21 protein-coding genes are annotated in these 25,232 nt (G+C 34.9%); 1 reads left to right on the forward strand and 20 read right to left on the reverse strand.

The window, feature by feature from the left end; all coding sequences use genetic code 11:
- Nucleotide 1 precedes the first annotated feature (1 nt).
- The 6 genes from QZ136_RS09295 to QZ136_RS09320 all read right to left on the reverse strand — a co-directional run bounded on the left by QZ136_RS09295 (nucleotide 2) and on the right by QZ136_RS09320 (nucleotide 8,040).
- Complete coding sequence (locus QZ136_RS09295) at nucleotides 2-1,171, reverse strand: RsmB/NOP family class I SAM-dependent RNA methyltransferase (RefSeq protein WP_291402720.1); 1,170 nt, start codon at nucleotides 1,169-1,171, stop codon at nucleotides 2-4.
- Nucleotides 1,168-2,409 carry an ABC transporter substrate-binding protein gene (locus QZ136_RS09300; RefSeq protein WP_291402722.1) on the reverse strand — a complete coding sequence of 414 codons (1,242 nt, stop codon included), beginning with the start codon at nucleotides 2,407-2,409 and terminating at the stop codon, nucleotides 1,168-1,170. Before QZ136_RS09300 ends, QZ136_RS09295 begins: the two co-directional genes overlap by 4 nt.
- Nucleotides 2,366-3,895, reverse strand: a complete 1,530-nt coding sequence (guaA, locus tag QZ136_RS09305; protein ID WP_291402724.1) for a glutamine-hydrolyzing GMP synthase — start codon at nucleotides 3,893-3,895, stop codon at nucleotides 2,366-2,368. Before guaA ends, QZ136_RS09300 begins: the two co-directional genes overlap by 44 nt.
- Before the next feature lie 145 nt (nucleotides 3,896-4,040).
- The gene (locus QZ136_RS09310) at nucleotides 4,041-5,879 is read right to left on the reverse strand and encodes a UbiD family decarboxylase (RefSeq protein ID WP_291402727.1); all 1,839 of its coding nucleotides are present in this window, start codon (nucleotides 5,877-5,879) and stop codon (nucleotides 4,041-4,043) included.
- 89 nt (nucleotides 5,880-5,968) lie between these two features.
- The gene (locus QZ136_RS09315) at nucleotides 5,969-6,433 is read right to left on the reverse strand and encodes a dCMP deaminase family protein (RefSeq protein WP_291402729.1); all 465 of its coding nucleotides are present in this window, start codon (nucleotides 6,431-6,433) and stop codon (nucleotides 5,969-5,971) included.
- Nucleotides 6,433-8,040: an MFS transporter gene (locus tag QZ136_RS09320; RefSeq protein ID WP_291402731.1), complete on the reverse strand. Its 1,608-nt coding sequence runs from the start codon at nucleotides 8,038-8,040 to the stop codon at nucleotides 6,433-6,435. The genes QZ136_RS09315 and QZ136_RS09320 overlap by 1 nt, the downstream gene beginning before the upstream one ends.
- Before the next feature lie 145 nt (nucleotides 8,041-8,185).
- On the opposite strand from QZ136_RS09320, the gene QZ136_RS09325 reads away from it, so the two are divergent.
- Nucleotides 8,186-8,815, forward strand: coding sequence for a LysE family transporter (locus QZ136_RS09325; protein ID WP_291402733.1), 630 nt, complete (start codon nucleotides 8,186-8,188; stop codon nucleotides 8,813-8,815).
- Between the two features lie 72 nt (nucleotides 8,816-8,887).
- On the opposite strand, the gene QZ136_RS09330 is transcribed toward QZ136_RS09325, so the two are convergent.
- The 14 genes from QZ136_RS09330 to QZ136_RS09395 all read right to left on the reverse strand — a co-directional run bounded on the left by QZ136_RS09330 (nucleotide 8,888) and on the right by QZ136_RS09395 (nucleotide 25,226).
- Nucleotides 8,888-10,789 carry an amidophosphoribosyltransferase gene (locus QZ136_RS09330; protein WP_291402735.1) on the reverse strand — a complete coding sequence of 634 codons (1,902 nt, stop codon included), beginning with the start codon at nucleotides 10,787-10,789 and terminating at the stop codon, nucleotides 8,888-8,890.
- A gap of 115 nt (nucleotides 10,790-10,904) precedes the next feature.
- Complete coding sequence (locus QZ136_RS09335) at nucleotides 10,905-12,389, reverse strand: NADH-quinone oxidoreductase subunit N (RefSeq protein ID WP_291402737.1); 1,485 nt, start codon at nucleotides 12,387-12,389, stop codon at nucleotides 10,905-10,907.
- Nucleotides 12,389-13,984, reverse strand: a complete 1,596-nt coding sequence (locus QZ136_RS09340) for an NADH-quinone oxidoreductase subunit M (protein ID WP_291402738.1) — start codon at nucleotides 13,982-13,984, stop codon at nucleotides 12,389-12,391. The genes QZ136_RS09335 and QZ136_RS09340 overlap by 1 nt, the downstream gene beginning before the upstream one ends.
- 55 nt (nucleotides 13,985-14,039) lie before the next feature.
- Nucleotides 14,040-16,079 carry an NADH-quinone oxidoreductase subunit L gene (gene nuoL, locus QZ136_RS09345; protein WP_291402740.1) on the reverse strand — a complete coding sequence of 680 codons (2,040 nt, stop codon included), beginning with the start codon at nucleotides 16,077-16,079 and terminating at the stop codon, nucleotides 14,040-14,042.
- A 1-nt stretch (nucleotide 16,080) separates the two neighbouring features.
- Nucleotides 16,081-16,386 carry an NADH-quinone oxidoreductase subunit NuoK gene (gene nuoK / locus QZ136_RS09350; RefSeq protein ID WP_291402742.1) on the reverse strand — a complete coding sequence of 102 codons (306 nt, stop codon included), beginning with the start codon at nucleotides 16,384-16,386 and terminating at the stop codon, nucleotides 16,081-16,083.
- Nucleotides 16,383-16,916, reverse strand: coding sequence for an NADH-quinone oxidoreductase subunit J (locus QZ136_RS09355; protein WP_291402744.1), 534 nt, complete (start codon nucleotides 16,914-16,916; stop codon nucleotides 16,383-16,385). The genes nuoK and QZ136_RS09355 overlap by 4 nt, the downstream gene beginning before the upstream one ends.
- Nucleotides 16,917-16,918: 2 nt before the next feature.
- Nucleotides 16,919-17,500: a 4Fe-4S binding protein gene (locus tag QZ136_RS09360; RefSeq protein WP_291402746.1), complete on the reverse strand. Its 582-nt coding sequence runs from the start codon at nucleotides 17,498-17,500 to the stop codon at nucleotides 16,919-16,921.
- Nucleotides 17,501-17,549: 49 nt separating this feature from the next.
- Nucleotides 17,550-18,620: an NADH-quinone oxidoreductase subunit NuoH gene (gene nuoH, locus QZ136_RS09365; RefSeq protein WP_291402748.1), complete on the reverse strand. Its 1,071-nt coding sequence runs from the start codon at nucleotides 18,618-18,620 to the stop codon at nucleotides 17,550-17,552.
- Between the two features lie 68 nt (nucleotides 18,621-18,688).
- On the reverse strand, nucleotides 18,689-19,495 hold the full coding sequence (gene murI / locus QZ136_RS09370; RefSeq protein WP_291402750.1) for a glutamate racemase: 807 nt from the start codon (nucleotides 19,493-19,495) through the stop codon (nucleotides 18,689-18,691).
- A 121-nt stretch (nucleotides 19,496-19,616) separates the two neighbouring features.
- Nucleotides 19,617-20,168: an OmpH family outer membrane protein gene (locus QZ136_RS09375; protein WP_291402752.1), complete on the reverse strand. Its 552-nt coding sequence runs from the start codon at nucleotides 20,166-20,168 to the stop codon at nucleotides 19,617-19,619.
- Nucleotides 20,169-20,209: 41 nt separating this feature from the next.
- A complete protein-coding gene (locus tag QZ136_RS09380; RefSeq protein WP_291402754.1) occupies nucleotides 20,210-20,737 on the reverse strand; it encodes an OmpH family outer membrane protein in 528 nt (175 codons plus the stop codon).
- A gap of 111 nt (nucleotides 20,738-20,848) precedes the next feature.
- Nucleotides 20,849-23,341: a POTRA domain-containing protein gene (locus QZ136_RS09385; protein ID WP_291402935.1), complete on the reverse strand. Its 2,493-nt coding sequence runs from the start codon at nucleotides 23,339-23,341 to the stop codon at nucleotides 20,849-20,851.
- 112 nt (nucleotides 23,342-23,453) lie between these two features.
- Complete coding sequence (locus tag QZ136_RS09390) at nucleotides 23,454-24,194, reverse strand: isoprenyl transferase (RefSeq protein ID WP_291402757.1); 741 nt, start codon at nucleotides 24,192-24,194, stop codon at nucleotides 23,454-23,456.
- Between the two features lie 240 nt (nucleotides 24,195-24,434).
- On the reverse strand, nucleotides 24,435-25,226 hold the full coding sequence (locus QZ136_RS09395) for a DUF6089 family protein (protein ID WP_291402760.1): 792 nt from the start codon (nucleotides 25,224-25,226) through the stop codon (nucleotides 24,435-24,437).
- Nucleotides 25,227-25,232 lie beyond the last annotated feature (6 nt).

The following is a 25,232-nucleotide window of genomic DNA, read 5'->3' on the forward strand; positions in this document are numbered from 1 at the left end:
TTTAACGAATTAATCGTGCAATAAACATGGTATCCGCTTTCTTATTGTATCCCTTAATCAATTCTAAGCTCTCCAGCTTCATTGAATGATCGGATTGAAGATGTCTTACCACTTCTTCATTTTCCTCTCTAAAAACAGAGCAGGTAATGTAAATAAGCGGCTTACCCGGTTTAAGATATTTTAATACGTTGCTTGCAATCGTTTTTTGTAAATTTTGAAATCCCTGAATTTTAAATTCTTCAAACTGATTGATCATTTCAGGTGTTCTGCCCCATGTACCAGAGCCAGAGCAAGGAGCATCCAAAATAATCCCATCAAACTCATAATGATGCAATTCAGGATCTGCGTTTTTTGTCAGATCAATTATTTTTTTCTGATATGTTTTTAACCCCGCAGCATTAAAGCGCTCATCTAAATTATCTAAAACACTTTCCCGAATATCCGAAACAACAAGTTTAATATCAGGCTGTTCAGAAAATAATAAAAGAGATTTACCCCCAGAAGCAGCACAAGCATCCCACCAATGTTCATATCGATTGGGTTTAAAATAATTCAATGTATGTTGCGAAGAAAGATCCTGAACTTCGTAAGGCTTAATTGTAAAGCTAGTATCAGGAAATAAATTATTTAAATTCGTGCCGTTGGGCATTGAAATAGTATAATTACCAATCTGCTTAAAGTCGATGGAGCTATTTTCCATTGTTTTTAAGACCATTGCCAAGGATTTCGGATTAACCCGTATAAATAAATCTGGCTGTATAAAAAATGAGCTTAAAAATTGAGCGCTATCAACACCTTCAGATAGATGCTTAAGAAAAGGAAAAACCTCCTCCAACACTAATCCCTCATGGGCTTCAGCAAAGGCTATTTTTTCATCTAGTGGAAGCAAAATTTTGGCATTTAAATCGGGACGAAAATGCTCTAAAAATGGATTATCTATAGAATTACAGAGAAATTCAGCCAGAAAGAGTCGCTCCTCCTTAGTCTTATTTACAATCGCTTTTCCTAAACGGAAATAGTTATAAAGAAGTCTTGAGGCCATACGTCGATCTGTAGAACCCATCTGTTTGTTCTTCTTAAAAAACTCTGGCAAAAACTTAGTAATTGGCCGATCTCCGGGATAGCTTTCCAAAACCTTTAAAAAGCTACGTAACTGTTGTTCTGCTCTCATTTCTCAGGCTGAAGTTCAAAATTTCTATATCTCAGCATCATCAGCTCTGTATTCATGTATCCTGTTTTCGGATCTTTAGAAAATTTAAAACTTGTGTGTAAGCCCCTGTAAACACTGTCTTTGAGATGTTTAGCATAATCATTACCGTATTTTTCAAGTAGCCCACCAAAATAATAGCCAATGTCAAAACCCTTAAAAGAATATTCTGAAGGCTCAAAACCATATTCATCACGATAACGAGAAATAAAGTTTTTAACCGTTTGAGATTTATAATTTACGTGAAAAGATGCGCTGATTCGGGAATTAAGTGTCTGCATCTTCTCCTGACTTAAATAATTAGTCTTTAACCAATTAGGATGCCCAAAAACCTCTATTTTGAACTTTTGCTTCGTTACTAAATTATATAATTTATCAATTGCAGGCATCACAAATAGCCTGTCTGAAGAGGTGACAATCACCAAATTGTTTTTTGTTGGGACTAAATACTTTTCTAATGCGATAACTGTAGCACGTTCAGTAATTTGAAATTTATCTCCCGAAATATTTGTCAAGTTTCTTTTAAAATGATTCGAGAATTTAGCGTCATCGCTCTTTTGTGTATTTATCAATACAATATTTACCAATTCAGCTTGATAGTTTGAACTAATAAATTCAGCAATTTTACGCGCATGCTGATCAATGGTATTATTTACTGTAACTAAGCTCGGATTATTAAAATCGGTAGGAATAGATGCTGCCAAGGGTGAAATTTGGAGCTTTTTATCGCCAAGCTCTGCAAATTCACCAAAAGTCTTGATAGCATCTGGATAGATAGGTCCTACAATTAAATCCTTGCTTCTTACCGAATTAGCTAAAGCGAGATTAACAACTCTGGTCTCCTGATTTTGCGTATCAAATACACTTAGGTTAAAATTATGACCCCTTGCTGTAAGTGAATCAAGCGCCAACTTAAAACCTTGATAAAAATCAATGGCAATACTAGCCTTTTCAATGTTTTTGCTTGTTGCCGTCTTAAGATTAATGGTATTAAGATCAAAAGGCAAAAGCAAGGCTATTGAATGATCTGTTTTTAGGGGTACAATCTCTTTCTGCTTCTCTAATTCGCTAGGAGATGGAATATCAACTGGCTTAGGAGCAGTTATTTTTTTAGAGCATGCTGATAAAAATATCAGCATGCATAAAATCAATACAAAATTATTCCCACTCAATAGTTGCGGGCGGTTTGGAACTAATATCATATACAACTCTGTTAATTCCTTTTACATTATTTATAATTTCATTGGATATTTTAGCAAGTAAATCATAAGGTAAATGACTCCAGTCTGCTGTCATTCCATCCACAGAGCTAACAGCTCTTAAACAAATAACATGCTCATAAGTTCTCTCATCACCCATTACCCCTACCGATTGTACCGGCAAAAATATCGCTCCAGCTTGCCAAACTTTATCGTACCAACCTGAAGATTTCAAATTATTGATATAGATAGCATCAGCTTCTTGAAGAATAGCTACTTTTTCTGGAGTAATATCATCTAAAATACGAATGGCTAATCCGGGACCAGGAAAAGGATGCCTTCCTAAAAGTGCAGGATCCATACCTAATGTAGCACCTACTCTTCTCACTTCATCCTTAAATAAGGTATTTAAGGGTTCTACCACTTTAAGCTTCATAAAATCAGGCAATCCACCCACATTATGATGCGATTTTATCGTTGCAGATGGTCCCTTTACAGAAACAGACTCAATCACGTCCGGGTAGATAGTCCCTTGACCTAGCCATTTCACGTCCTTAACTTCGTGAGCAGCATCATCAAAAACCTCAATAAATACCCTTCCAATGGCTTTTCTTTTTGTCTCAGGATCTTTAATTCCAGCAAGCTGACCTAAAAATCGATCCCCTGCCCTAACACCACGAACATTTAGTCCCATGTGTTGATACGAATCCAATACCTGCTCAAACTCACCCTTACGCAACAAACCATTATCCACAAAAATACAATGAAGGTTTTTACCAATTGCTTGATGTAAAAGCACCGCTGCAACTGATGAATCAACACCTCCTGATAAGCCTAAAATAACCTTATCATCACCTAATTTTTCTTTTAATGATTGAATGGTGGTCTCAATAAATGCATCTGGAGTCCAATCTTGACTACAATCGCAAATATCTACTAAGAAGTTTTTCAGTAATTGCTTCCCATCGGTGCTATGTGTTACCTCTGGGTGAAATTGAATACCGTAAACTTTCGCATTTTTTAATTGATAAGCAGCAACCTTCACAGAATCGGTGCTAGCAATAATTTCAAAATCATCTGGAATAGATGCGATGGTATCTGCATGCGACATCCATGTTTGAGAATTTGCGGGTATATCCTTAAATAAAGGATTAGAATGATCAATAAAATCTAAACATGCTCTGCCGTATTCACGTGTGGATGAAGCTTTTACTTCTCCACCAGATTTCTGAGCGATGTATTGAGCGCCATAACAAACACCCAAAATTGGAAATTTTTGCTGAAGCGATTTAAAATCAACTTGTGGTGCATCTTCTTGACGCACAGAATAGGGACTTCCCGAAAGGATGACACCTTTAACTGAACTATCAAAGTCTGGAAGGTGATTAAACGGATGTATCTCGCAGTATACGTTTAGCTCTCTGACTCTACGTGCAATAAGTTGAGTGTATTGCGACCCGAAGTCAAGAATGATGATTTTTTCTTGCATGAGCAAAGATAACTTTTTTGTACAGAGGCAGAAAGTATTCTAATAATCCTTTTTGTTTTTTTAGGCATTTTTTTGTGATTATTCACAAAAAACAAAGTCAATTAAGAATATACTAAAAATATCTGAGAAATCAAAGCAAAATCGACTAAATAATACCATGAAGTGGACCACCTTGGGCTCCCAGTTGATCAACTCGTTTTTCAACTTCTGGATCTTTAATTAACTCTGGAGCATGATGCTTTTTTAAGCGTGCATCAATAATTAGAGGGCCTTTACAACCCCAATGTTTATGCTCAGTAAATGACTTAATTCCATGAATATCATGAGAAGGGTTACTTCTGGTGAAGCTTACCCAAACAAAATTATTTATACTTTCGGCTACGAAGCCAGCATCATCGCAAAGGATAAATAAAGGCAATCCATCTAAATTTGTATTAGCTAGGGCTGTATCTAATATTTCAATTTCATGAGATGTTTGCTCATGGCTTCCAAAAGGTGGCGCTTCAATAGCTAGAACACCAGGCATCACCATCTTGAACTTATCGAATGTTCTTGGCATCGTGAAGGATGCAGGTAATTCGGTCCATAAAGTGCGTTTTTTATCTCCTGCAGCGGCAATTGCAACCTTTGATCCCGAATTGATATCAGTCCCGCTATAATCTAAAGTATCAATTGTTGTTCGGGTATAAAAGTGTAAATCACGACTCAAATCAACACGCTCAAGAATATGCTGAATGAAGCCTTCGATATCGCTAGTTTTAAGGCTTGGATTATCTTCTTTATTAGATATGAATAAATATTTAGCTAAACTCAGCTGACTTTTACCCAAAATATGATTGGCGATAGTTAAAATTTCTTGAGGTTTTTTCTCATTGAGATAAGGCGTATATCGCTCACTGCCAATGGCAAATAAAAGTGGATGTACACCGGCAGCATCTACCGCATTTACTTCATGCAGACCTGGAATTTCTTTAGGAATAGCAGATCCTGTGATATCATGAATTAAAGCGCCAAAGCTAGTATCTTCTTGAGGTGGGCGACCAACTACAGTAAAAGACCAAATAGCATCTTTACGATGATATACATTATGCACCTTCAATAATGGGAAAAGGTGTTGAAGACTATAATAGCCTAAATGATCCCCGAAAGGGCCTTCCAATTTATTGGCACCAGGCTCTACGGTACCAGTAATAACAAAATCGGCATCTGAAGAGATACAAAAGCCTTCAGCATCATAAAAATAACGGAAACGGCGATTACCTAAGGCGCCAGCAAAAGTCATTTCAGACAATCCTTCAGGCAATGGCATAACTGCTGCTAAAGGGTGTGAGGGTGGCCCACCCACAAAAATACTTACTTTTAAGGCCTTTCCTTTGGCATTAGCCTTGGTTTGGTGAACACCAATACCACGATGTAATTGATAATGAAGACCAATTTCCTCATCTGGAACATATTCATTACCACCTAATTGGATACGGTACATACCTAAATTGGCATTCATAATACCTGGCTTGTCGATATCTTCGGTATAAACTTGAGGCATAGTCACAAATGGACCGCCATCCATTGGCCAATTAACAATTTGAGGCAAGGCCGAAATACTTGTTTTACCAAATTTGATGGGTGAATTAAAACCACTTTTCAAAGGTAAAGCTGAAAAGGCAGTTAAGCCAGCACTAGCATATTTAAATGGGCTTTTTAAAGCTTTTAGAGGATCTGATTTAAGGTCTACAAGCGTTTTTATTGCATCCAGAGTATCCCTAAACATAAATTTAGAGCGATCAAGGGTACCAAAAAGATTTGAAACTGCTGGAAATTTACTTCCTTTGATATTTTCAAATAGTATGGCCGGTCCTTGATTTTCGTAAACACGCAAATGAATAGCAGCGGCTTCGAGGTAAGGATCAACTTCTTGTTTTATACGGACGAGGTGTCCATTTTTTTCAAGATCAGAAACGCAATCAGCAAGACTTTTATAACCCATTTTAAAAATAAATTGCACCAATAAATAATGGTGCAATTTATAAAATTGTGAAGCAGGAATTTAAACCTTTAAGATTTATGTTTTAAAGATTACAAAACCATGTTGTAGGAAATACACTCTATGCCAAATTTATTTAAAAAATCTACGCCTTCATCGCTGGGCAAACCTTTATATTCTGCATAAGACGCTTTAAACAACACTTTTTTTATTCCCGAGGAATAAATAATTCGCGCACAAGAAATGCAAGGAGAAAGCGTCACATAAAGTGTTGATCCGCTTAAATTCATCCCATTTTTCACAGCATAGAGAATAGCATTTTCTTCTGCATGTAAGGCTAGCGAACAACTATTCTTTGAATCTCGCGGGCAACCAGTCTCGGGCCATTCTTCATCACAGTTGTGAGTTCCGGCTGGCGGACCATTATAACCGATAGAAATTATGCGCGTATCTTTGGTTAAAACAGCACCGACCTGTGCTTTCACGCAATGAGAGCGTGAAGCAAGGTCGGTTGCTAAATTCATAAAAATTGAATCGAAGCTTGGTTTTTTATTCATTAATGTCCAGGTTCTGTATCCAATTTGCTAACGTCAAATCCTTGTTTTTTAAGTTCTGAACTCACTTTTATAGCGAAGTAAGCTAGGTAAACAAAACCTAAGAAAGGAACAATATAAGATATATGAATGCCACTAGTATCAGCAAGAATTCCCTGTACTGGAGGAATAATAGCACCACCAAGAATCATCATAATTAAAAATGCAGAACCCTGAGAAGTATATTTACCTAAACCAGTGATTGCCAATGCAAAAATACAAGGCCACATGATTGAGCAAGCTAATCCTCCTGCAAGAAATGCGAATATTGCCACATTTCCAGTAGTTAATAATCCCACAACCATTGCTAATCCACCCAAGAAACCGAAGGTTAATAAGGTTTTAGCAGGCTTTTCCTGACTGTAGAAGAAACCAGCAATTAAAATAACCAAACATACTGCATAAGCAAAAAACTGCTCTACAGAGGTTCCATTTAAGTGATTTAAGAATAAAATGATTGAAAATGCAATAAAAGGCATCACAATAGTTAAGATTCTCTTAGTTGTTTTAGATAGTTTGAAAGCACTAACTGCACCAGTCCAGCGACCAATCATCATACTTCCCCAATAAAGAGAAATAAAAGGTGCAATTTGAGAATCTGAAAGTCCGCCAAAATCAGGCAATTGCAATAAAGCACCCATATTACTTTGGATACTCACTTCAACTCCTACGTAAGTAAAAATAGCAATCATTCCTAAAATCAGTTGAGGGTAACCCATTGCACCCCATCCTGACTTATCCTTACCTGCAGCTTTTAGAGCCACTAATAAAGTAAGAATAATGATAAATAGCGAAAGGTATACAAAAACAGACATTCCTAAACCTGTTGCTTTTGAGATTGGATCAGCAGCTAAAATCAATAAGAATGCTATAAAAATAACAAATAAAGGAAGGTTTGTCTTTCCGCTAGCTTCTACCTTTTCGTCACTAGTAACTTTAGGGAGTTTTGAAACCCAAAAGAATAAGGCAACAGCCAGAAATAAACCAGCAAGAATGTAATACAAGGTATTTATTGAGGAAATTTCAATGTCTTTTGGAACTGCAGCAGTTGCTGAGCCGAAAAGAATAACGCTCACTGCAATCGGACCTAATAATCCACCTAAATTATTAATACCACCAGCTAAATTTAACCGGTTTGCACCAGTTACGGGACTTCCAAGTGCTACTACGAAAGGATTTGCAGCTGTTTGTTGAAGTGAAAAACCTATAGCTACAAAGAAAAAAGCTAATAAAATAAAGTTAAATGATCCAGAATTTACAGCGGGAATCATCATTAATGCCCCTCCAGCCGAAATTACAAGTCCCAAAGCGATACTATTTTTATATCCCAATTTATTAAGAATATCTACCTTAATAATTTTAGATGCATAAAATAAAATCAAAGAACCAATGAAATAACCACCATAAAAGGTAAAATCAATTAATTGGGACTCAAATTGGGTTAGATTAAAGTGCGTTTTACAGAATGGTATAAATATACCATTACTTGCAGCCAAAAAGCCCCAGAAGAAAAACACTGTTATAAGTGTATAAAGAGCTGAGGAATAATTTTTTTGTGAATTGTTATCCATATCTAATTTTAAATTATTGAAAAATTTATCTAACATAAATTATTTTTCTCATATCTCTAAGTTTTTAATGTTTTTATATTAAATAGTATAGAATTATTCAATTTTAGGTTAATTTGCAATTCATAAAAATGGATTTAAAATTCGGATGATAGAAATAATCATTTCAGGGATTTCTTTGGGCTTTGTACTTTCTTTTTTAACTGGTCCAGTATTTTTCGCTCTGATAAAAACAAGTATAGAAAAAGGCTTTAGTGCAGGTGTTTCATTGGCAGCAGGAGTAGTTTTTAGCGATATTTTTTATGTCGCATTAACCGTTTATGGTACCTCCTTTTTAGCATTGGAAAACAAGTATCGCATGGAAATTGGAATAGTAGGAAGTACTATTTTATTTAGTGTTGGATTATATTATTTATTTAAGAAGGTAAAGGTCAATTACGAGCAAACCGCGTCCAAAAGGCATTATACAGGGTATTTTCTGAAAGGTTTCTTGATGTGTATTTTTAATCCAGCAGTTTTACTTTATTGGCTAAGCGTTACAAGTGGTGTAATTTCTTTATCAGGAGGAATTAATTCTGCCTACATACTTCCATTTTATGGTTCAATTTTAATCACACAATTTAGCCTGGATGTGCTTAAAGCTTATTATGCCAATAAATTGAGATATAAAATAAAGGAAAAGACCATCTCTAATCTTAATAAAATTGCAGGGGTTTTAATTCTAATATTTGCAGCAAGAATAATTTACAATCTTATAATAGGCCATTCATTAATTTAAAATTAGAGGCCTGACAAACAAAAAAAGGGATTGCATATGAAATGCAATCCCTTTTTTAAAATTGTTTTTTTCTTAATAAGCTCTTTGATTTTTACCCTCCACCCAATTCATAAAGGCTTTATTAACCACCTTATTTCCTCCAAGCGTAGGATAATTTCCAGAGAAATACCAATCACCTAGATGTGCAGGGATAGCTTTATGAAGATTATCTAGTGTTTGATAAATCACCTTGACTTCTGCCTTGATTTCTTTAGGAGTAATAATTTGAGCTATTCTATCCGAAATTTCCTGATCTGTAAAAGGACTGTAAATATCTTGAACATGATTTTTAACTTGCTTATTACCAAGCTTTTGAGATTCAAGACAATTTTGATAAACGCGATCAATGACATCTGCCATTCCTCTTTCTTTTAACAGAGAAATAGTTGCTTCAAATGCTACAAACTCGCCCATTCTCGACATATCGATACCGTAGCAATCAGGATATCGAATTTGAGGTGCTGATGAAACAACAATAATCTTTTTGGGACCTAAACGATCTAATATCTTTAAGATACTCTGCTTTAACGTAGTACCTCTAACAATTGAATCGTCAAGAATTACCAAATTATCGGTACCCTTGTTTATCAATCCGTAGGTGGTATCATACACATGCGCCACCATATCCTGTCTATCAGCATCTTGAGTAATGAATGTACGAAGCTTAACGTCCTTAATAGCGATTTTTTCAACTCTAGCAGTTAAGCTTAACACATCATTAAGCTCAGCGTCGGTAATTTTATCAGAACGATTTAATAAAATATCTTTTTGATAGTCCCTAAGGTAATTATGAACTCCCTCTACCATTCCATAAAATGCTACTTCTGCTGTATTGGGTATAAAGGAGAAAACAGTGTTTTTAATGTCGCGGTTGATGGCGTCAAAGATCTGCGGACAAAGATTTAATCCGAGTTGTTTACGTTCTTTATAAATGGAGGCATCGCTACCTCTAGAAAAATAAATACGTTCAAAAGAACATGATTTTTGTTCTTCAGGCTCTCTAAATTGCTCTTCAGTGATTTTACCATTCTTTTTAATGATTAAAGCATGGCCTGGTTTTATTTCCTTTACTGATTCCAGGGGAACGTTAAATGCTGTTTGAATTGCTGGGCGCTCGGATGTTACAATCACAATTTCATCGTCATGATAGTAAAATGCAGGTCTAATTCCCGATGGATCACGCATTACAAAAGCATCTCCATGACCTAAAATTCCACTAATGGTATAACCACCATCCCAAGTTTTTGCTGAGCGACGAAGTATTGAAGCTACATCAATATGTTCGGCAATCTGGTGACTTATCTGCTCATTTGAGAAACCTTCATTTTTGTATTTATCGAAAAGAATCTGATTTTCATCATCTAGGAAGTGTCCAATTTTTTCGAGAACGGTAACTGTATCTGTGCGTTCTTTTGGATGCTGACCCAATTCGAAAAGCTGTTCTAAAAGCTCATCTACATTGGTCATATTGAAGTTACCACTAACTACCAGATTTCGAGTCATCCAATTGTTTTGACGTAAAAAAGGATGACAGCTCTCAATACTATTTTTACCATGAGTACCATAGCGTAAATGCCCCATTAAAACTTCACCGGTAAAGCTTATATTTTCTTTAAGCCATTCTGTATCTTGAAGTAGCTCTGGTGATTCTTTATGAACATCCGCAAACTTTTTCTGTACATATTCAAAAATCTCTGCAACAGCATTGGCACCCATTGCTCTATGGCGACTAATATATCGCTTTCCAGGTTGAACATCGAGTTTTATCGTTGCAATACCTGCACCATCTTGTCCCCGATTATGCTGTTTTTCCATTAATAAATACAGCTTATTTAGTCCGTAAAGGGCCGTACCATATTTTTCCTGATAAAAAGAAAGAGGTTTTAAAAGACGGATAAGTGCTATTCCGCACTCATGTTTAATCTGGTCACTCATAAGATATTCTGAGATTGTAAAAATAGAAATTTAAACGCTAAGTATCCAACGAAAAAATACTGAAAATGATCTAATATGGAATTAAATTTAAAGATTTTAAGATTAAGTCGCATGCTTATAAAAACTGTTCAATAAGTGATGGGAAAACAATTAATAATAGCAATAAGAAAGCCAAGAAAGCACTTAGATAGGTTTTAGGAGAAATACTTGCTTTTATTTCAGTATCTGTAGATTCTCTCAAATAAGCATTTAGTGGGATCTTAAAATAATAAAACAAGGAAATTAAGGTGCTTAAAGCTGCAACAATAATCATAATTAAAATCACAGACGAGCCGGAGCTATTGTATGCGTCTAAGGCAGTAGAAAAAACGAAAAACTTAGCTGTAAAACCGGCGGTTGGAGGCAATCCTGTAAGTGAAACAAGTACAATTACGAAGCAAATCATTAAAATACTTAATTGTTTACCTAAGCCTGAGTATTCATCAATATTTTGTTTTGCAGTTTGATCTTCTATTTCATCAAGGATTAAGAAGGCAGCCATATTCATGATTACATAGATAAACATGTAAAAAATGAGGGCCTTATAGCCTTGACCAGGTAATACAAAAAGCGCCATAAACATAAAACCTGTATGTCCTATTGATGAATAGGCAAGCATTCTCTTTGAATTATTTTGCCAAATTGCCGCAAAATTTCCAAGAACCATACTTAAAATAGCAATCATTGCCAACACAGTAAAAATGGCATTTGAGGCTATGCCTATTGCTTGTAGAAGTATCAAAAACTTAATCAAAACAGCAAATCCCGCTATTTTGGGCCCTGTAGATAAAAATGCAGTTACCGGACTTGGTGCTCCTTGATAAACATCAGGAACCCAAAAATGAAGAGGAAATGCAGAAAGTTTAAAGGCAATTCCAACAAATACTAAGGTTAAGCTTAGCACTAAGGGCAATTGAGGTAAATTTTGAAGGCCAGCAATAAATGATGGTCCTTGTAAATAAAGTGAGCCTGTGAAGCCGTAAAGTAAAGATATTCCATACAGCATAATGGCAGAAGCCACTGAGCCAAACAATACATATTTTAAAGATGCTTCACTTTGTTTTGAATCTTTTGAAATATAACCAACCATTAAATAAGACCCTAAAGAAACCATCTCAATGGAAAGAAATAACATCAATAAATTAGAAGACATGACCATTAAATTCATCCCAAGGTGAACGGCTAATAAAATTGCATAAAGATCTCCAGTCCCCTTGCCATGTTCTTGTAGCGATTTATTAAACCTTATAAACAGAAGAAAAATCAGGCTGACTAGGCAAAAAAGAATTTTAAATAGCACCGAAAGGTGATCTAGAACTATCATTCCTCCGAATAAAACCTGAGGATTTAAATTCAAAAGAGTAAAATTTTGAGTTAATACAATTAAAACAATGGCCATTGATAGGCCAAAGCTCATTTGAGGGAGCTTTTTAGAGAAAAACAAGTCAATTATTATAACCAATAGAAATCCTGCCACCAAGACTATCTCAGACTCTAAATAAGCCAAACTAGCAAGCGTATCATTAATCGATGAAGAAATAAAAGGTATAAACTCAACCATTAGTTTAAAATTAATTGCACAAATGCTAATATTGAAGCATTCATCTTATCAAATAATAATGATGGAAAAATTCCAAGTGCTAGAGCTAAAATAGCTAATGGGACTAAGGCAATTTTTTCGCGCATATTCACATCTTTCAGTTTTGACAACCAATCATCGCCACCTTTTAATTGAGTTGGACCAAAAAACATGCGTTGGAGAGTCCAGAGGAAATAAGCAGCCCCCAATAAAATTCCAACAGAAGCTAAAACTGCCATCCAGCGTGGTAGGAGTCCGTTAACTTGTTCCGAGTTGAATGCACCAATTAAGCTAAAAGCTTCGGCCATAAATGCAGAAAATCCGGGTAATCCAAGCGAGGCAAAAAAGGCAATCATCACAAAAGCAGTGAACTGAGGCATTATTTCAGCCAAGCCACTAAAATTTGCAATTTCACGATCATGCACACGCTCATAGATCATTCCTACTAAAAAGAAAAGCATGGCTGATAAAGCACCGTGGCTAATCATTTGAAGCATCGCACCACTAATCCCTTCGCTGGTAGATGATGCGATACCTAAAAGTACAAAGCCCATGTGAGATACCGAAGAATAAGCGATTAAGCGCTTTAAGTCAGTCTGAGCTAAGGCATTTAAAGCTCCATAAAGTATCGAAATCACACCAATTAGTCCGATCCACCATGCCGATTGCATAGCTGCATCCGGGAAAATACTAAAGCAAATTCTAATAATTCCGTAGCCACCAACCTTTAATAATAATCCAGCAAGAATAATAGAAACAGGTGTAGGTGCTTCCACGTGAGCATCGGGTAGCCAAGTGTGGAGGGGAACAATCGGAACCTTTATAGAAAAGGCAATAAATAAAACGATGAAAGCTAATAAACGAGCTGACATGCCAAATAGATTATTATCAGCTAGAGCAGAGAAAATGGAGCCATCTGCGTAATTTGCAGGATCCATCATCAAAATCATGTTAAAGGTATGATTTCCATTAACAGGGTCAGAAACTGAAAAATAAAGGCCTATAATGACCAATAGCATGAATACAGATCCAAAAAGCGTATATAAAAAGAATTTTATAGCAGCATATTCTCTTTTAACACCACCCCAAATCCCGATAAGGAAATACAGAGGCAGCAGCATTAATTCATAAAAAATATAGAAAAGGAAGAAATCCAAGGCACAGAAAACACCAATAACAGCGGTATTTAAAAGAAGAAATAATGAAAAATACGCTTTTAATTTAGTTTTTATTTCCCAAGAGGCTAGCGTTGCAACGAAGGTAACAAGTGCTGAAAGAATTAAAAATGGCATCGAAATACCATCAATCCCTAGAAAATAATCTATCTCTAACTTACCGATGGTGCCGAGATCTAAACGAATCCACGATAGCTTTTCTACCCATTGGAATTGAGACTCCTTATTTATTCCTGCATTTATGGGAGAACTATTAAAGTTAAAATAGATAAAAAGGCTTAATATAAACTGAATCAAACTTACTCCGAGAGTAATATATTTAAACTGATTTTGAATCCGATTGGGAAGTATCAAAATCAGCAATGCAGCTATAAGCGGTAAAAAAATCAAAAATGATAACATATCTAATTGTTCCCCCCCGAAAAAGCTATAGCAGTGATTAATAATTTGCTTAAGGTCATAAAAAATAAGTTAAAATGAAAAATGAGATCAATAGCAAGAGCATTGTTGTTAAATACTGTTGCAATTTACCGCTTTGAGTCTTTTTTGCTAGTCGGCCGATAAGCTTAGCCAGACTTCCTGTAGCATTTACTAAGCCATCAATTAGGTTTTTATCAATCCATGAACTAATTAATGACAGCAATCTGACCAAAAAAGCTGATTTTAAAACTAAGGCGTCAATAACCTTTTGATCAAACCAATAAGATATTTTTGAAAGTTTTTCAACATTTGCGATGAAAACCAAACTATATAATTCATTTAGATACCATTCACGCTTTGAAAAACGATAAAAAATACCTTTTCCAAAACCGTTAAAATTATCCCTCTTTACATAAAGTGAATAGGATAAAACTATTAAAACAAGCGTTCCAAATGTTAAAATAATTGGAATAATCGAATGAAAAAGCTCATTTTTTTGAATATTAAAGCTCGGAAATACATTCATAATCCAAGAATTTTCTGAAGAAAAAGGATTAACCGAAAAAACTAAAAACAAACAAAAAAATGCAAGGACCACTAAAACGTAGGTCATTTTTTTAGAAGGATCTTTTATTTCCTGAACTTGTTCTAAACTTAATAAGTTAGATTTTACAAAAAATACTTTAAAGAGCAATCTGCTAATATAAAAAACTGTTAGCCAGCTGGTTAATACCATTAAATATGGCAATATTTGGGATAAAGCATTTCTGTTTTCTGCCCATTCAAATGCAGAAACAATGATAGCATCTTTTGAAAGATAAGCAGAAGTAAATGGGAGTCCGATAAGTGCTGCAGATGCCAAACACATAGCCCAAAAAGTAAGGGGCATACTTTTTCGGAGTCCGCCCATCATTCGAATATCCTGATAATCAAAATCTAAGCCTATTTTATCGCGGTAATGATGAAGCTGATGAATTATTGATCCAGCTGCCAAAAATAAGAGGCACTTAAAGAAAGCATGAGTTGTTAAATGAAAAATGCTTTGAGAATAAGCACCAATGCCCATTGCCATGACCATAAATCCTAATTGAGAGATGGTAGAATAAGCTAAAATACGTTTGATGTTGTTTTGAGTTAGAGCAATAGTTGCAGCCATAAATGCCGTAATAGCACCTATAAACACCATCATATTTAAAACAAAGGGATCGAAAACTGGATAAACTCTAGCAATTAAAAATACACCTGCGGCAACCATAGTGGCAGCATGAATGAGTGAGGAGACAGACGTTGGGCCTTCCATTGCATCCGGTAGCCAAGTATGAAGAGGGAATTGAGCAGATTTAGCCATGGCCCCCATAAAAAAACCTATTCCTGCAATAGTAAGCCATATTTCAGAGATTTGCTGCGTACCAAATATCCAAAGATTATCCTTAATTACTGAGGCATTAAATAGTCCATCTTCACCAAAAAGAATAGAGATATCAAGAGTATGAAATTGACTGAAAATGATCATTATCCCGAGCAAGAAGCCAATATCCCCTATTCGGTTCATTACAAAGGCCTTTTTTGCCGCTTGAGATGCTTCATGTTTAGTAAACCAAAATCCTATCAATAAAAATGAGGAAAAACCAACAAGCTCCCAAAATAAATAAATCAACAAGAGATTATCTGAAATGGAGAGGGCGAGCATTGAAAAACAAAAAAGACCCAAATAAGCCCAATATCGGTGAATATTGGGATCGTTTTTCATGTATGAGCGAGAATAAATATGTACTAAGACAGAAATTCCTGAAACTAGACTGATCATCAGCAAGGAAAGATTATTCAGCAAAACACCAGCTGTAAACTGAATTTCGCCAATTAAAAACCAATTTAATTGATAATGAACTGGTGCCTTATTCCAAATTAAGGAAACTAAATAAATAGAAAGTATAAAAGCAATAGAAATATTAGCAAGAGCTAGATTTCCTCCCCCACCCTTTTTTCCGAAAATTATTATGATGAAGGATAACAAGGGCAATAAAATCAATACAATTGAAAGTAAAGCAGCAAATCCTGAAAACTCTAGTCCAGCCATCTTAATTTCTCAGATTATCAATTTTTGAAGGATCAATTGTTTTAAAGTGTTTATACACATTTAAAATAATTGCTAAAGCCACTGCCACACCTGCGGCGGCTAGAACTATTGCGAATAGTGCGAACATTTGTCCACCACCATTTATTTTATCATACTTTCCAAAAGCTACAAAATTCAAAATAGCGGCATTTATCATAAATTCAATGCCAATTAGCACTTGAATTGCATTCTTTTTGGTTAATACAGCATATAAACCAATAGAAAAGAGGCAGGCACCAATGATTAAAAAGTGTGATAATGGTATCATATCTTTTTATCCTTTCTAGCCAAATGCGCGGCTCCAACGAGTGCCATCATTAAAAAAACCGACAATATTTCAAAAGGAAGTAAGTAAAAAGTCATACTTTGAATACCGATTAAATGAATCGTATTTTCATTTTTAGAAATCGGGCTGCCTGATTTAATCCATTCCAATTGAGAAAAATCTCGCTCCGTAAATATTTGAAGCAAAATAAATAAGAATGCTAGCGAAATAAAAATTCCGACATAATGCTTGACTTTAAATACCCTTTTTGCTGGCTCCATGGCATTTAAAAGTTCTTTATTGGAGAGCATAAATGCAAATAGCATTAATACCAAGACACCTCCTGCATAAAGTACTACTTGCGTTAATGCAATAAAATCAGCTAGTGCAAACACGTAAATTGCTGCCAGTGAAAATAGAGTAACGAAAAACAAAAATATACTCCTAACTAAATTCCGACTTGTCACTACGATGAGTGCTGAAAGTAGCAATAAAGCAGCAAAAAAATAGAATATCACTTGTTCAGCGTTCATTTCTAATTGTTTTTAGGAGTGATGATTGCCTGTTTTGCAGCAAGTCGTTCAGCATTGAGTTTTTCAAGTGCTAATCTCTTTTCATTAGCTTCTTCAGCAGTCATATCCGAAAATTTATAAGTCATTTCACTGAGATCGGTCATACTTCTATCATAAGTATCGGTCATAACAATACATTCTGTGGGACAAACGACGGTGCACAAACCACAGTACATACATTTTGCCATATCGATATCAAACTTCGCAGCATATAATCTTTTGGTAGTACCATCAGAGGTTTTGCCAATTGCTTCGGTAGATTTAATACTTTTAATATCAATACAATCAACAGGGCAGACTTTTGCGCAGAGGTCACAAACAATACAGTCGTCCATTTCTACATCCAATTGATAGCGTCCAACATCTGGTACTGGCAATTTTACATGCGGATATTGAATGGTGTTTATACCAGAATTTTGAGCAAAGTAATTAGGATCAGAGATAGCCTTCACATTTCTGCTTTCTGTAGCAGCAAAGATATGACCTAGCGTTAATCTTAAGCCTTTAATAACTGTTTTAAATACATTAATTACTGTTTCTACCATTCTCTTTGGCTTAAAATTAAAGCCTTTATAATTAATTATTTCAATCCTTTTACATCATTGTTAATCGCCAAATACCGGAGATGAACAAACACAAAAAAGCGAGTGGGGTTAATACTTTCCAACAAAAACTCATCAATTGATCCACTCGAAGGCGTGGTAGAGTCCATCTTAACCAGATTTGAACTGCTACAACAGTTAATGTCTTTAGCAAAATCCAAAAAATGCCCCAAGCCATACCTGTTGTCCAACTTGCTAAAGGTAACTTATAAATATTGGGCAGCGGACTATTCCAACCGCCAAGGAAGAGTACTACGCCTATCATCCCGACTAAAAACATCATGGAATATTCGGCTAAGAATATAAAGGCAAATCTCAACCCTGAATATTCAATATGAAAGCCACCAACAAGTTCCGATTCAGCTTCAGGGATATCAAATGGTGCGCGATTACATTCAGCTAGAGATGCAATGAAATAAATGATGTAGGCTAAAATAAGATGTGGAGCTTGAAAAATATTCCAAGCTAAAAATCCGCCAAGCTCCTTCACCTCCCAAATACCGAAAAATTTAACAGATTCTAATGATAAAATACCTTGTTTAATCGTGATTTCTTGAAGATTTAACGATTGAGAGATCATAACAACCGATAAAAGAGATATGCCTGCAGGGATTTCATAAGAAACCATTTGGGCTACCGAACGCATAGAACCAAGCAAAGCATATTTATTGTTTGAACCCCAACCTGCCATTAAAATACCAAGTGTTTCAACAGATAGAATGGCAAAAATATAGAAAAGTCCGAGGTTTAATGACGCAGGTACAAGTCCCGGAGCCCATGGCAATGCCGCAAAGCCTAAATAAACCGAGACAAAAATAATGATTGGAGCTAGTACAAAGAGAAATTTATCAGCTGCTTTAGGGATAATAAATTCCTTTTGAAGCATTTTAAGAATATCTGCAAATGACTGGAGTGAGCCATATTTACCTACTTCCATTGGACCCAAACGATCTTGAATAAAAGCAGATATTTTACGCTCTGAATAGACAGCAAACAAGGTAAATAGGGCAGTAAACACAAATAATGCACTAGCAACCAAGATGTATGTCAGGTAGAAATTCAATTTGTAGCTTTTGTATATGCAAACTTACATAATCTGCGTAAAAATGCAGTGTATTTCATATATAAAACTTAATCCCAGATAGGTTTATAAGACAAATGTATTTTTTCACCAAAAAACAAGCGTGTACTACTTGCAAAAGAAGGGGTATAATCTGAAATATAAAATTGATGTTTCTTTACTGGGCCAGCATTTAAAAGTTCAAGGGCAGTTAAACGTTCTTTTAAATGTTCTGCAACAATTTCAGCTGTATTAATTATTTCAACCTTTCCTTTATAGAAAGCCTTTATTTCTGGCTTAATTAGAGGATAATGTGTACAAGCTAAAATCAGGCTATCAATCTTTTTTAATTTTGATGATGATAGATATGAGTTAATTACCGTATTACTGATGGTATTATTAAAAAATCCTTCCTCAATCATTGGTGCCAATAAAGGTGTGGCTAGGGAAGAAACTTGAATTTCAGGATTTATAGCTTTAAACTTTTTTGCGTAAATATCAGAACGAATGGTTGATTTTGTTCCAATTACACCAATTCGACCATGATTAGGTGAATTTGCGAGTAAATTAACTACAGGATCAATTACATTCACAATTGGAACTTTATCTCCCAAAAAGTGAACAAGTTCATGATAAGCATGCGCAGAAGCCGTGTTGCAGGCGATTAAAATCAGTTTGCAGTTTTTATCAAGCAAAAATTTAGCAATTTTAAGGCTATAGAATTTAATTGCTTCTGGCGACTTATCCCCATAAGGCATGTGGGCTGTATCTCCAAAGTAAATTAATTGCTCTTTGGGAAGAATCTTACGAATGGCATTAGCCACTGTTAATCCCCCGATGCCAGAATCAAAAATCCCAATAGGTAGTGCTGAACTCATATTTCAAAATTAAGATAATATTTTAAACCTAACACGAATAGAATTAGAATTAGCACAATCAAAATTCGGACAAAAAAAATGCGAAGCTAAAAGCTTCGCATTTTAATTAGAATCATTCTAATTATTTTGCTGCAGGTGTAGCTGCAATACCCAATTTAGTTTTAACAATAGCAATGATATCTTCACCACCGTCAAAGTAAATAACTCCTGGCTGTGATACATCAAATATGTATGCGAAACCCTTTTCTTTTGCAACAACTTTAACCGCATCTTCTGCTTTCTTAAAAACGGGCTGATAAAGTTCTGTACGTTTAGCAGTCAATTCTTCTTGAGCCTTTTCTTGAGCGTCAGTTATACGTTTCTCAAGATCTTGAATTGTACCACCAAGCGTTGTTAATTCTTTCTCAAGAACAGCTCTATTAGCCTCACTTAGAGTTTTGTATTTCTCTTCATAAGTAGTAACTAATTTTTGACGCTCTGCTCCCATCAACTCAAGAGATGTTTGCTTAGCTTTCGCATATGTTTGAAAACTTGCATCTGCAGCCTTCATTTCTGGCATTGCTTGTAATAAATCCGCAGAATTAATATGACCAAATTTTTGCTGTGCATTTGCCGCATTTACTGAAAGTATCATTCCTACTGCAAGCACTCCTATTTTTAATAGATTTTTCATTGTTTTTTTATAGTCTGTTTTTGTTTATGATTAGTGAGATCTTATTTATTTGCACCCGGCTTATAACCAAGTTTTGTTATTACTTCATTACTTTTATCTAAACGCGGATTTGCATACAATAGCGTAATCTCGCTGTTTTTATCAAATACCATATCCAATTGTTGTGCATCGGCAATTGCTTGTATTGCTTTTGAAACACGATCTTGAATAGGTTTAATCAATTTTGATCGGACTTGAAAAAGTTCACCTTCAAAACCAAACTTTAATCGTTGGTATTCTTTTGCTTCTTGTTCTTTCTGTACTATTTCATCTTCGCGTTTTTTACGCATTTCAGGGTTTAGTAATACTTGATCAGCCTGGTAGGCTTTAAACATGTCTTCAATATTAGCAAATTTTATATCAATCTCTTTCTGCCATTGCTCAGATAATGCATCAAGCTGCTTTTGTGCAGAATTATACTCTGGAATATGTTTCAAAATATAGTCACTATCAACATAAGCGAACCGTTGTGCATATCCTCCTAAACTTGAAAGAACCAATAATAATGCGATTATAACGATTTTTTTCATTTGTATATAATTATTTTGCTAAACCTAGAATTTTTGAACTCAAAATCCAAAAAAGGCTTGAGCAATTTAAGATTTATTTTTCTGATTTTCTATTTGTCGCAATTAGATAAATTAATTGAAACCTCCATTAATCGCTTGAGATATACTAAACGTAAAAGGATTTCTTCCATTGTCTGGTAAGCCAGGAATTTTATCAAAGGCAAAGCCATAATCAATTCCTAGTAATCCGAATATAGGAAGGAATACCCTAGCACCAACACCAGCGGTTCTTCGAATATTAAATGGTGCAAAATCTCTAAATCTATTCCATGTATTTCCACCTTCAGCAAAAGCAAGAACAAAAATTGTTGCACTCTGGCTAGCCGTAATTGGGTGTCTTAACTCTAATACATATTTATTAAAAATCGGACTACCTGAACCTTGTGCAATTCTAGGATCTGCACCAGCAGGAATAACTGAATTATTAGCATATCCACGCATAGCAATAATCTCAGAACCTTGTAGGAAGTCAAAGCCCTGCATTCCATCACCACCAAGCTTAAATCGCTCGAATGCCGACTGACCAACAGCTTGATTATAAACACCAAGGAATCCAAATTGAGCTTGTGCTTTTAATATTAATTTACCATAAATTCTTTGGAACCATTGAGATTCAAACTTCCATTTATGATATTCAGTAAAACGATATTTTTCTTTGTCGGTAGCAATAGCATAATTTGTTTTGTTAAACAAAGAATAAGGAGGAGTAGCCTGAATTGTTAATTTTAAATTGGAACCTGAAGTTGGAAAAATTGGAACATCCACTGAACTTCTACTAATCTCTTGAGTTAAATTGAAGTTATATGAGTTACCTGTTGAAAATATAAACTGATTATAATTATTTAAAACATATTGCTGCAAGTTGATTGATGTATTAGCTTGAAAATAATCATCAGGCCATTTTAAACGTTGTCCGCGTGAAAAAGTCAAACCATTTAATCTAATCTTCTGCTGATTTATATCATTATTTCTTAAGCCATTAGACTGAAGTGATGTAAATGCACTAATTCCGAAATAGATAGGTTTTTTACCTCCTAACCAAGGTTCAGAAAATGAAAAACTATAAGATTGATAAAATTTACCGTTGGTTTGACCTCTAATACTCAATTTTTGTCCATCTCCTTTAGGAAGTGGCTTCCATGCACTCTTGTTGAACAAATTCCTTGCCGAAAAATTATTAAAAGTTAATCCGAGTGTACCAACCACTCGACCACCACCAAATCCACCTGATAATTCAATCTGATCGGATGGCTTTTCTACCACATTATATTCAATATCTACCGTACCATCACTTGGATTTATATTAATAGGCTTTGGATCTGTCTTAGTATCATCAAAATTACCTAATTGGGCAATTTCACGGGTACTTCTAACAATTAATTCTTTAGAAAACTTCTGTCCTGGCTTGGTACGAATCTCTCTAAGAATAACCTTATCATTGGTTAATTCGTTACCCTTAACCATAATCTTATTAATAGTGTACTGCGGACCTTCGTACAAACGAATTTCAAGATCTATGGTGTCACCATAAATTTTAGTTTGCACCGGATCAATATTAAAGGTAAGATAACCATCATTCAAATAAAGAGAAGAAACATCATCCCCCCCAGGACTACTTGATAATTTCTTATCTAATTTCTTTTCACTAAAAACCTCTCCTTTTTTAATGGAAAGAATGGCATCTAATATTTTAGTTGAATATTTAGCATTTCCCGCCCAAGTAACATTTCCGAAATAATATTTAGGACCTTCGTATAGGTCGATCTTTATACCAATGGTATTATCACCAGTTCTAAAGGTCGTATCTTTTAATATTTCAGCGTCGCGATAGCCTTTCTCATGCATTTTTGAAATCATGGACAACTTATCTTCATCATATTTATTTTGAAGAAACTTTCCTGATCCAAATACTTTATAAATGGCCTTTTGCTTAGTCTTTTTTAGATATTTTTTAAGAGCGGCACTTTTAAAGTCCTTGTTCCCTGTAAAAGTAATATCACTGATTTTTACACGATCATTTTTATCAACTTTGATATCCAAAATCATGTTATTTGCTTCAGAAGTGTCTTTTCGTTGGGTAATAGTTACGTCTGTAAATAAAAAGCCCTTTTCATTAAAATGCTTTTTAATGATATCCGTTGTAGTTTTTAAAAGGTTTTCATTTACAACTTTACCGGTTTTATCATTTAATTTCTCGTTTACATCTGTTACTTCACCCTTTTTTAATCCTAAAAGTTCAATTTTAGTTAATCGAGGACGTTCTACTACAGCAATTTCAAAAAATACGGTATCCGACCTTATTTCGGCGATATTTAATTTTACATCATCAAAAAGACCTTGAGCCCATAAATTTTTAACTGCATTAGAAGTAGCATCACCTGGAACTGTAATACGATCACCTTTTGTAAGTTTTGAAATGGTAATCAATACATCCTTGTCCAAGAATTCAGTACCAATTACGCTTGTACCTCCGATAACCAATTCTTGAGGGTTAAGGTAACTTAATTCGGAATTTGACGTAGTTCTAGTAGGTGTTGGTGTTCCAGTTCGCCCAAACTGAGCCATTGCAGAAGTACCAGATATTAGTAGGAAAAATAATATTAGAATGCGGTTCATTTGTTGTATTTAACGGTGCTAAAATAAGCTAATCGCTTGTTAAAAAGTGTTAAAAGTGAAATTAATTCAACTGCTCACTAATCATTCCAAAGCGTCGTTCACGTTTTTGAAAGTCAATAACAGCCTCAAAGAGGTCCTCCCGCCTGAAATCAGGCCATAATTTTGAAGTGAAATATAATTCAGAATAAGCTATTTGCCATAACATATAATTACTAATTCGGTGTTCACCACTAGTTCGAATCATCAATTCAGGATCTGGCATGTCTCCCGTATTTAAATGAGTCGAAAAAAGCTCTTCGGTGATGTCATCTGCGTTTAATTCACCATCCCTTACCTTAATTGCAATCGTCTTGGCTGCTTCGGTAATTTCCCACCTCGAGCTATAACTTAAAGCTAATGTTAAGGTACAATTGGTATTTCCCGAGGTTTTTTCGATTGCCTCTTGTAGTTGACGAAAACATCTTTCTGGTAATGAACTTAAATTCCCAATAGCATTTAATCGAACACCATTTTCCATTAATGTTTTTGTCTCCTTACTAATAGTAGAAACCAATAATTCCATAAGAGCCATTACTTCAAGCTTAGGACGGTTCCAATTTTCAGTGGAAAAAGCATAAAGAGTTAGATATTTAATTCCAAGCTGAACAGCCCCCTCAACGGTATCGCGAACAGCTAAAACACCATTTTGATGCCCAAAAACACGCAACTTTCCCTTCTCCTTGGCCCAACGTCCATTTCCATCCATTATCACTGCCAAATGCTTTGGCAAACGGTTTTTATCTATCTGATCAAGTAAACTCATCGAATCATTTTAACGTAAAAAATGGAATAATTTTACAAAACAAAAACAATTTGATTTGTAAAAATTAAAAGCCTTGAAAGAAAATTGTTCCAAAATTTCGAAATGCAAAGTTATGACTAAATTATGTTATTCCACTACAAGAAATTAAAAGAGAATGATAGTTAGTAAATGAACAATATTTTTCCCACAATAATAAACCCATCCATAAAAAACGTTCTATTTTAAATTTATTATCTCAAATTAAAAAGTAGGACATTGAATCGGCACAAAAGTAAAGCTAAGAGTTATTCCAGCAAACATGTAGGTGTCGCGTGGTCTAAAATCGCCTCTTTGCGTTCCTGGAACACCAATTTTTGGGAAATATGATCGATCAGACAATGCTTGAGATATCGGAGTCTTAATAGGTATAACGCTAAAATCAGGATATCTACCACTAATATCATCCAAATAATCAGTAAATGCCGTACGATAGCCAATTTCTCCTATAATATTAAAATTACCTGCAATATTATACTTTACACCCAAACCATAAGGAATACTAATAGTCCTATTTTTATAGGTATAGTTTTCAGTTTCTGCTAGTCTAAGCGATACCTCTTCACCAGAATGTTTAGTCATGGGTTCAAAAGAAAGTGTGGCTATACCTGTAAATACATAGGGACTAAATCTCTTATTCCCGTAACTATACATATCTCCGGCCAAATATTTAAAGAAATTAAATTCAACTTGCATAGATAACTCTGAAACCTTAGAATAAAAATTTAAATTCCGGTCTCTTTGATAGGGATTTGTTGATTTAGCATCATCACCTTGAATCTTTCCACTCATGTAAGCAAGCTTTGCCGACCAATAGCCGTCAAAATTTCTTTTAAACTGAGCTCCATGGGCAAAATCAGTAAATTTTTGCGGCCGAATAGGATTTATATCTCCCATATAACCGGAACTACCCACAAAAGCACCTACTTCCCATGTTTGTGCTGATGCAGAAGTGCTTATTAAAAAAAAGAAAACAATAAATATCAATCTATGCATGTATTA

Source organism: Daejeonella sp. (assembly GCF_017495225.1).
Lineage (GTDB): Bacteria > Bacteroidota > Bacteroidia > Sphingobacteriales > Sphingobacteriaceae > Daejeonella.

What these genes read in the sequence shown, in the direction of transcription:
- QZ136_RS09320 (WP_291402731.1), bottom strand. Translation starts at nt 8,040, where the DNA reads ATGGATAACAATTCACAAAAAAATTATTCCTCAGCTCTTTATACACTT.
- QZ136_RS09390 (WP_291402757.1), bottom strand. Translation starts at nt 24,194, where the DNA reads ATGAGTTTACTTGATCAGATAGATAAAAACCGTTTGCCAAAGCATTTG.
- QZ136_RS09355 (WP_291402744.1), bottom strand. Translation starts at nt 16,916, where the DNA reads ATGAACGCTGAACAAGTGATATTCTATTTTTTTGCTGCTTTATTGCTA.
- QZ136_RS09375 (WP_291402752.1), bottom strand. Translation starts at nt 20,168, where the DNA reads ATGAAAAATCTATTAAAAATAGGAGTGCTTGCAGTAGGAATGATACTT.
- QZ136_RS09395 (WP_291402760.1), bottom strand. Translation starts at nt 25,226, where the DNA reads ATGCATAGATTGATATTTATTGTTTTCTTTTTTTTAATAAGCACTTCT.
- nuoK (WP_291402742.1), bottom strand. Translation starts at nt 16,386, where the DNA reads ATGATACCATTATCACACTTTTTAATCATTGGTGCCTGCCTCTTTTCT.
- QZ136_RS09330 (WP_291402735.1), bottom strand. Translation starts at nt 10,789, where the DNA reads ATGAGTGACCAGATTAAACATGAGTGCGGAATAGCACTTATCCGTCTT.
- murI (WP_291402750.1), bottom strand. Translation starts at nt 19,495, where the DNA reads ATGAGTTCAGCACTACCTATTGGGATTTTTGATTCTGGCATCGGGGGA.
- QZ136_RS09325 (WP_291402733.1), top strand. Translation starts at nt 8,186, where the DNA reads ATGATAGAAATAATCATTTCAGGGATTTCTTTGGGCTTTGTACTTTCT.
- QZ136_RS09340 (WP_291402738.1), bottom strand. Translation starts at nt 13,984, where the DNA reads ATGTTATCATTTTTGATTTTTTTACCGCTTATAGCTGCATTGCTGATT.
- QZ136_RS09360 (WP_291402746.1), bottom strand. Translation starts at nt 17,500, where the DNA reads ATGGTAGAAACAGTAATTAATGTATTTAAAACAGTTATTAAAGGCTTA.
- QZ136_RS09385 (WP_291402935.1), bottom strand. Translation starts at nt 23,341, where the DNA reads ATGGCTCAGTTTGGGCGAACTGGAACACCAACACCTACTAGAACTACG.
- QZ136_RS09295 (WP_291402720.1), bottom strand. Translation starts at nt 1,171, where the DNA reads ATGAGAGCAGAACAACAGTTACGTAGCTTTTTAAAGGTTTTGGAAAGC.
- QZ136_RS09310 (WP_291402727.1), bottom strand. Translation starts at nt 5,879, where the DNA reads ATGGGTTATAAAAGTCTTGCTGATTGCGTTTCTGATCTTGAAAAAAAT.
- QZ136_RS09315 (WP_291402729.1), bottom strand. Translation starts at nt 6,433, where the DNA reads ATGAATAAAAAACCAAGCTTCGATTCAATTTTTATGAATTTAGCAACC.
- QZ136_RS09335 (WP_291402737.1), bottom strand. Translation starts at nt 12,389, where the DNA reads ATGGTTGAGTTTATACCTTTTATTTCTTCATCGATTAATGATACGCTT.
- nuoL (WP_291402740.1), bottom strand. Translation starts at nt 16,079, where the DNA reads ATGGCTGGACTAGAGTTTTCAGGATTTGCTGCTTTACTTTCAATTGTA.
- guaA (WP_291402724.1), bottom strand. Translation starts at nt 3,895, where the DNA reads ATGCAAGAAAAAATCATCATTCTTGACTTCGGGTCGCAATACACTCAA.
- QZ136_RS09300 (WP_291402722.1), bottom strand. Translation starts at nt 2,409, where the DNA reads ATGATATTAGTTCCAAACCGCCCGCAACTATTGAGTGGGAATAATTTT.
- QZ136_RS09380 (WP_291402754.1), bottom strand. Translation starts at nt 20,737, where the DNA reads ATGAAAAAAATCGTTATAATCGCATTATTATTGGTTCTTTCAAGTTTA.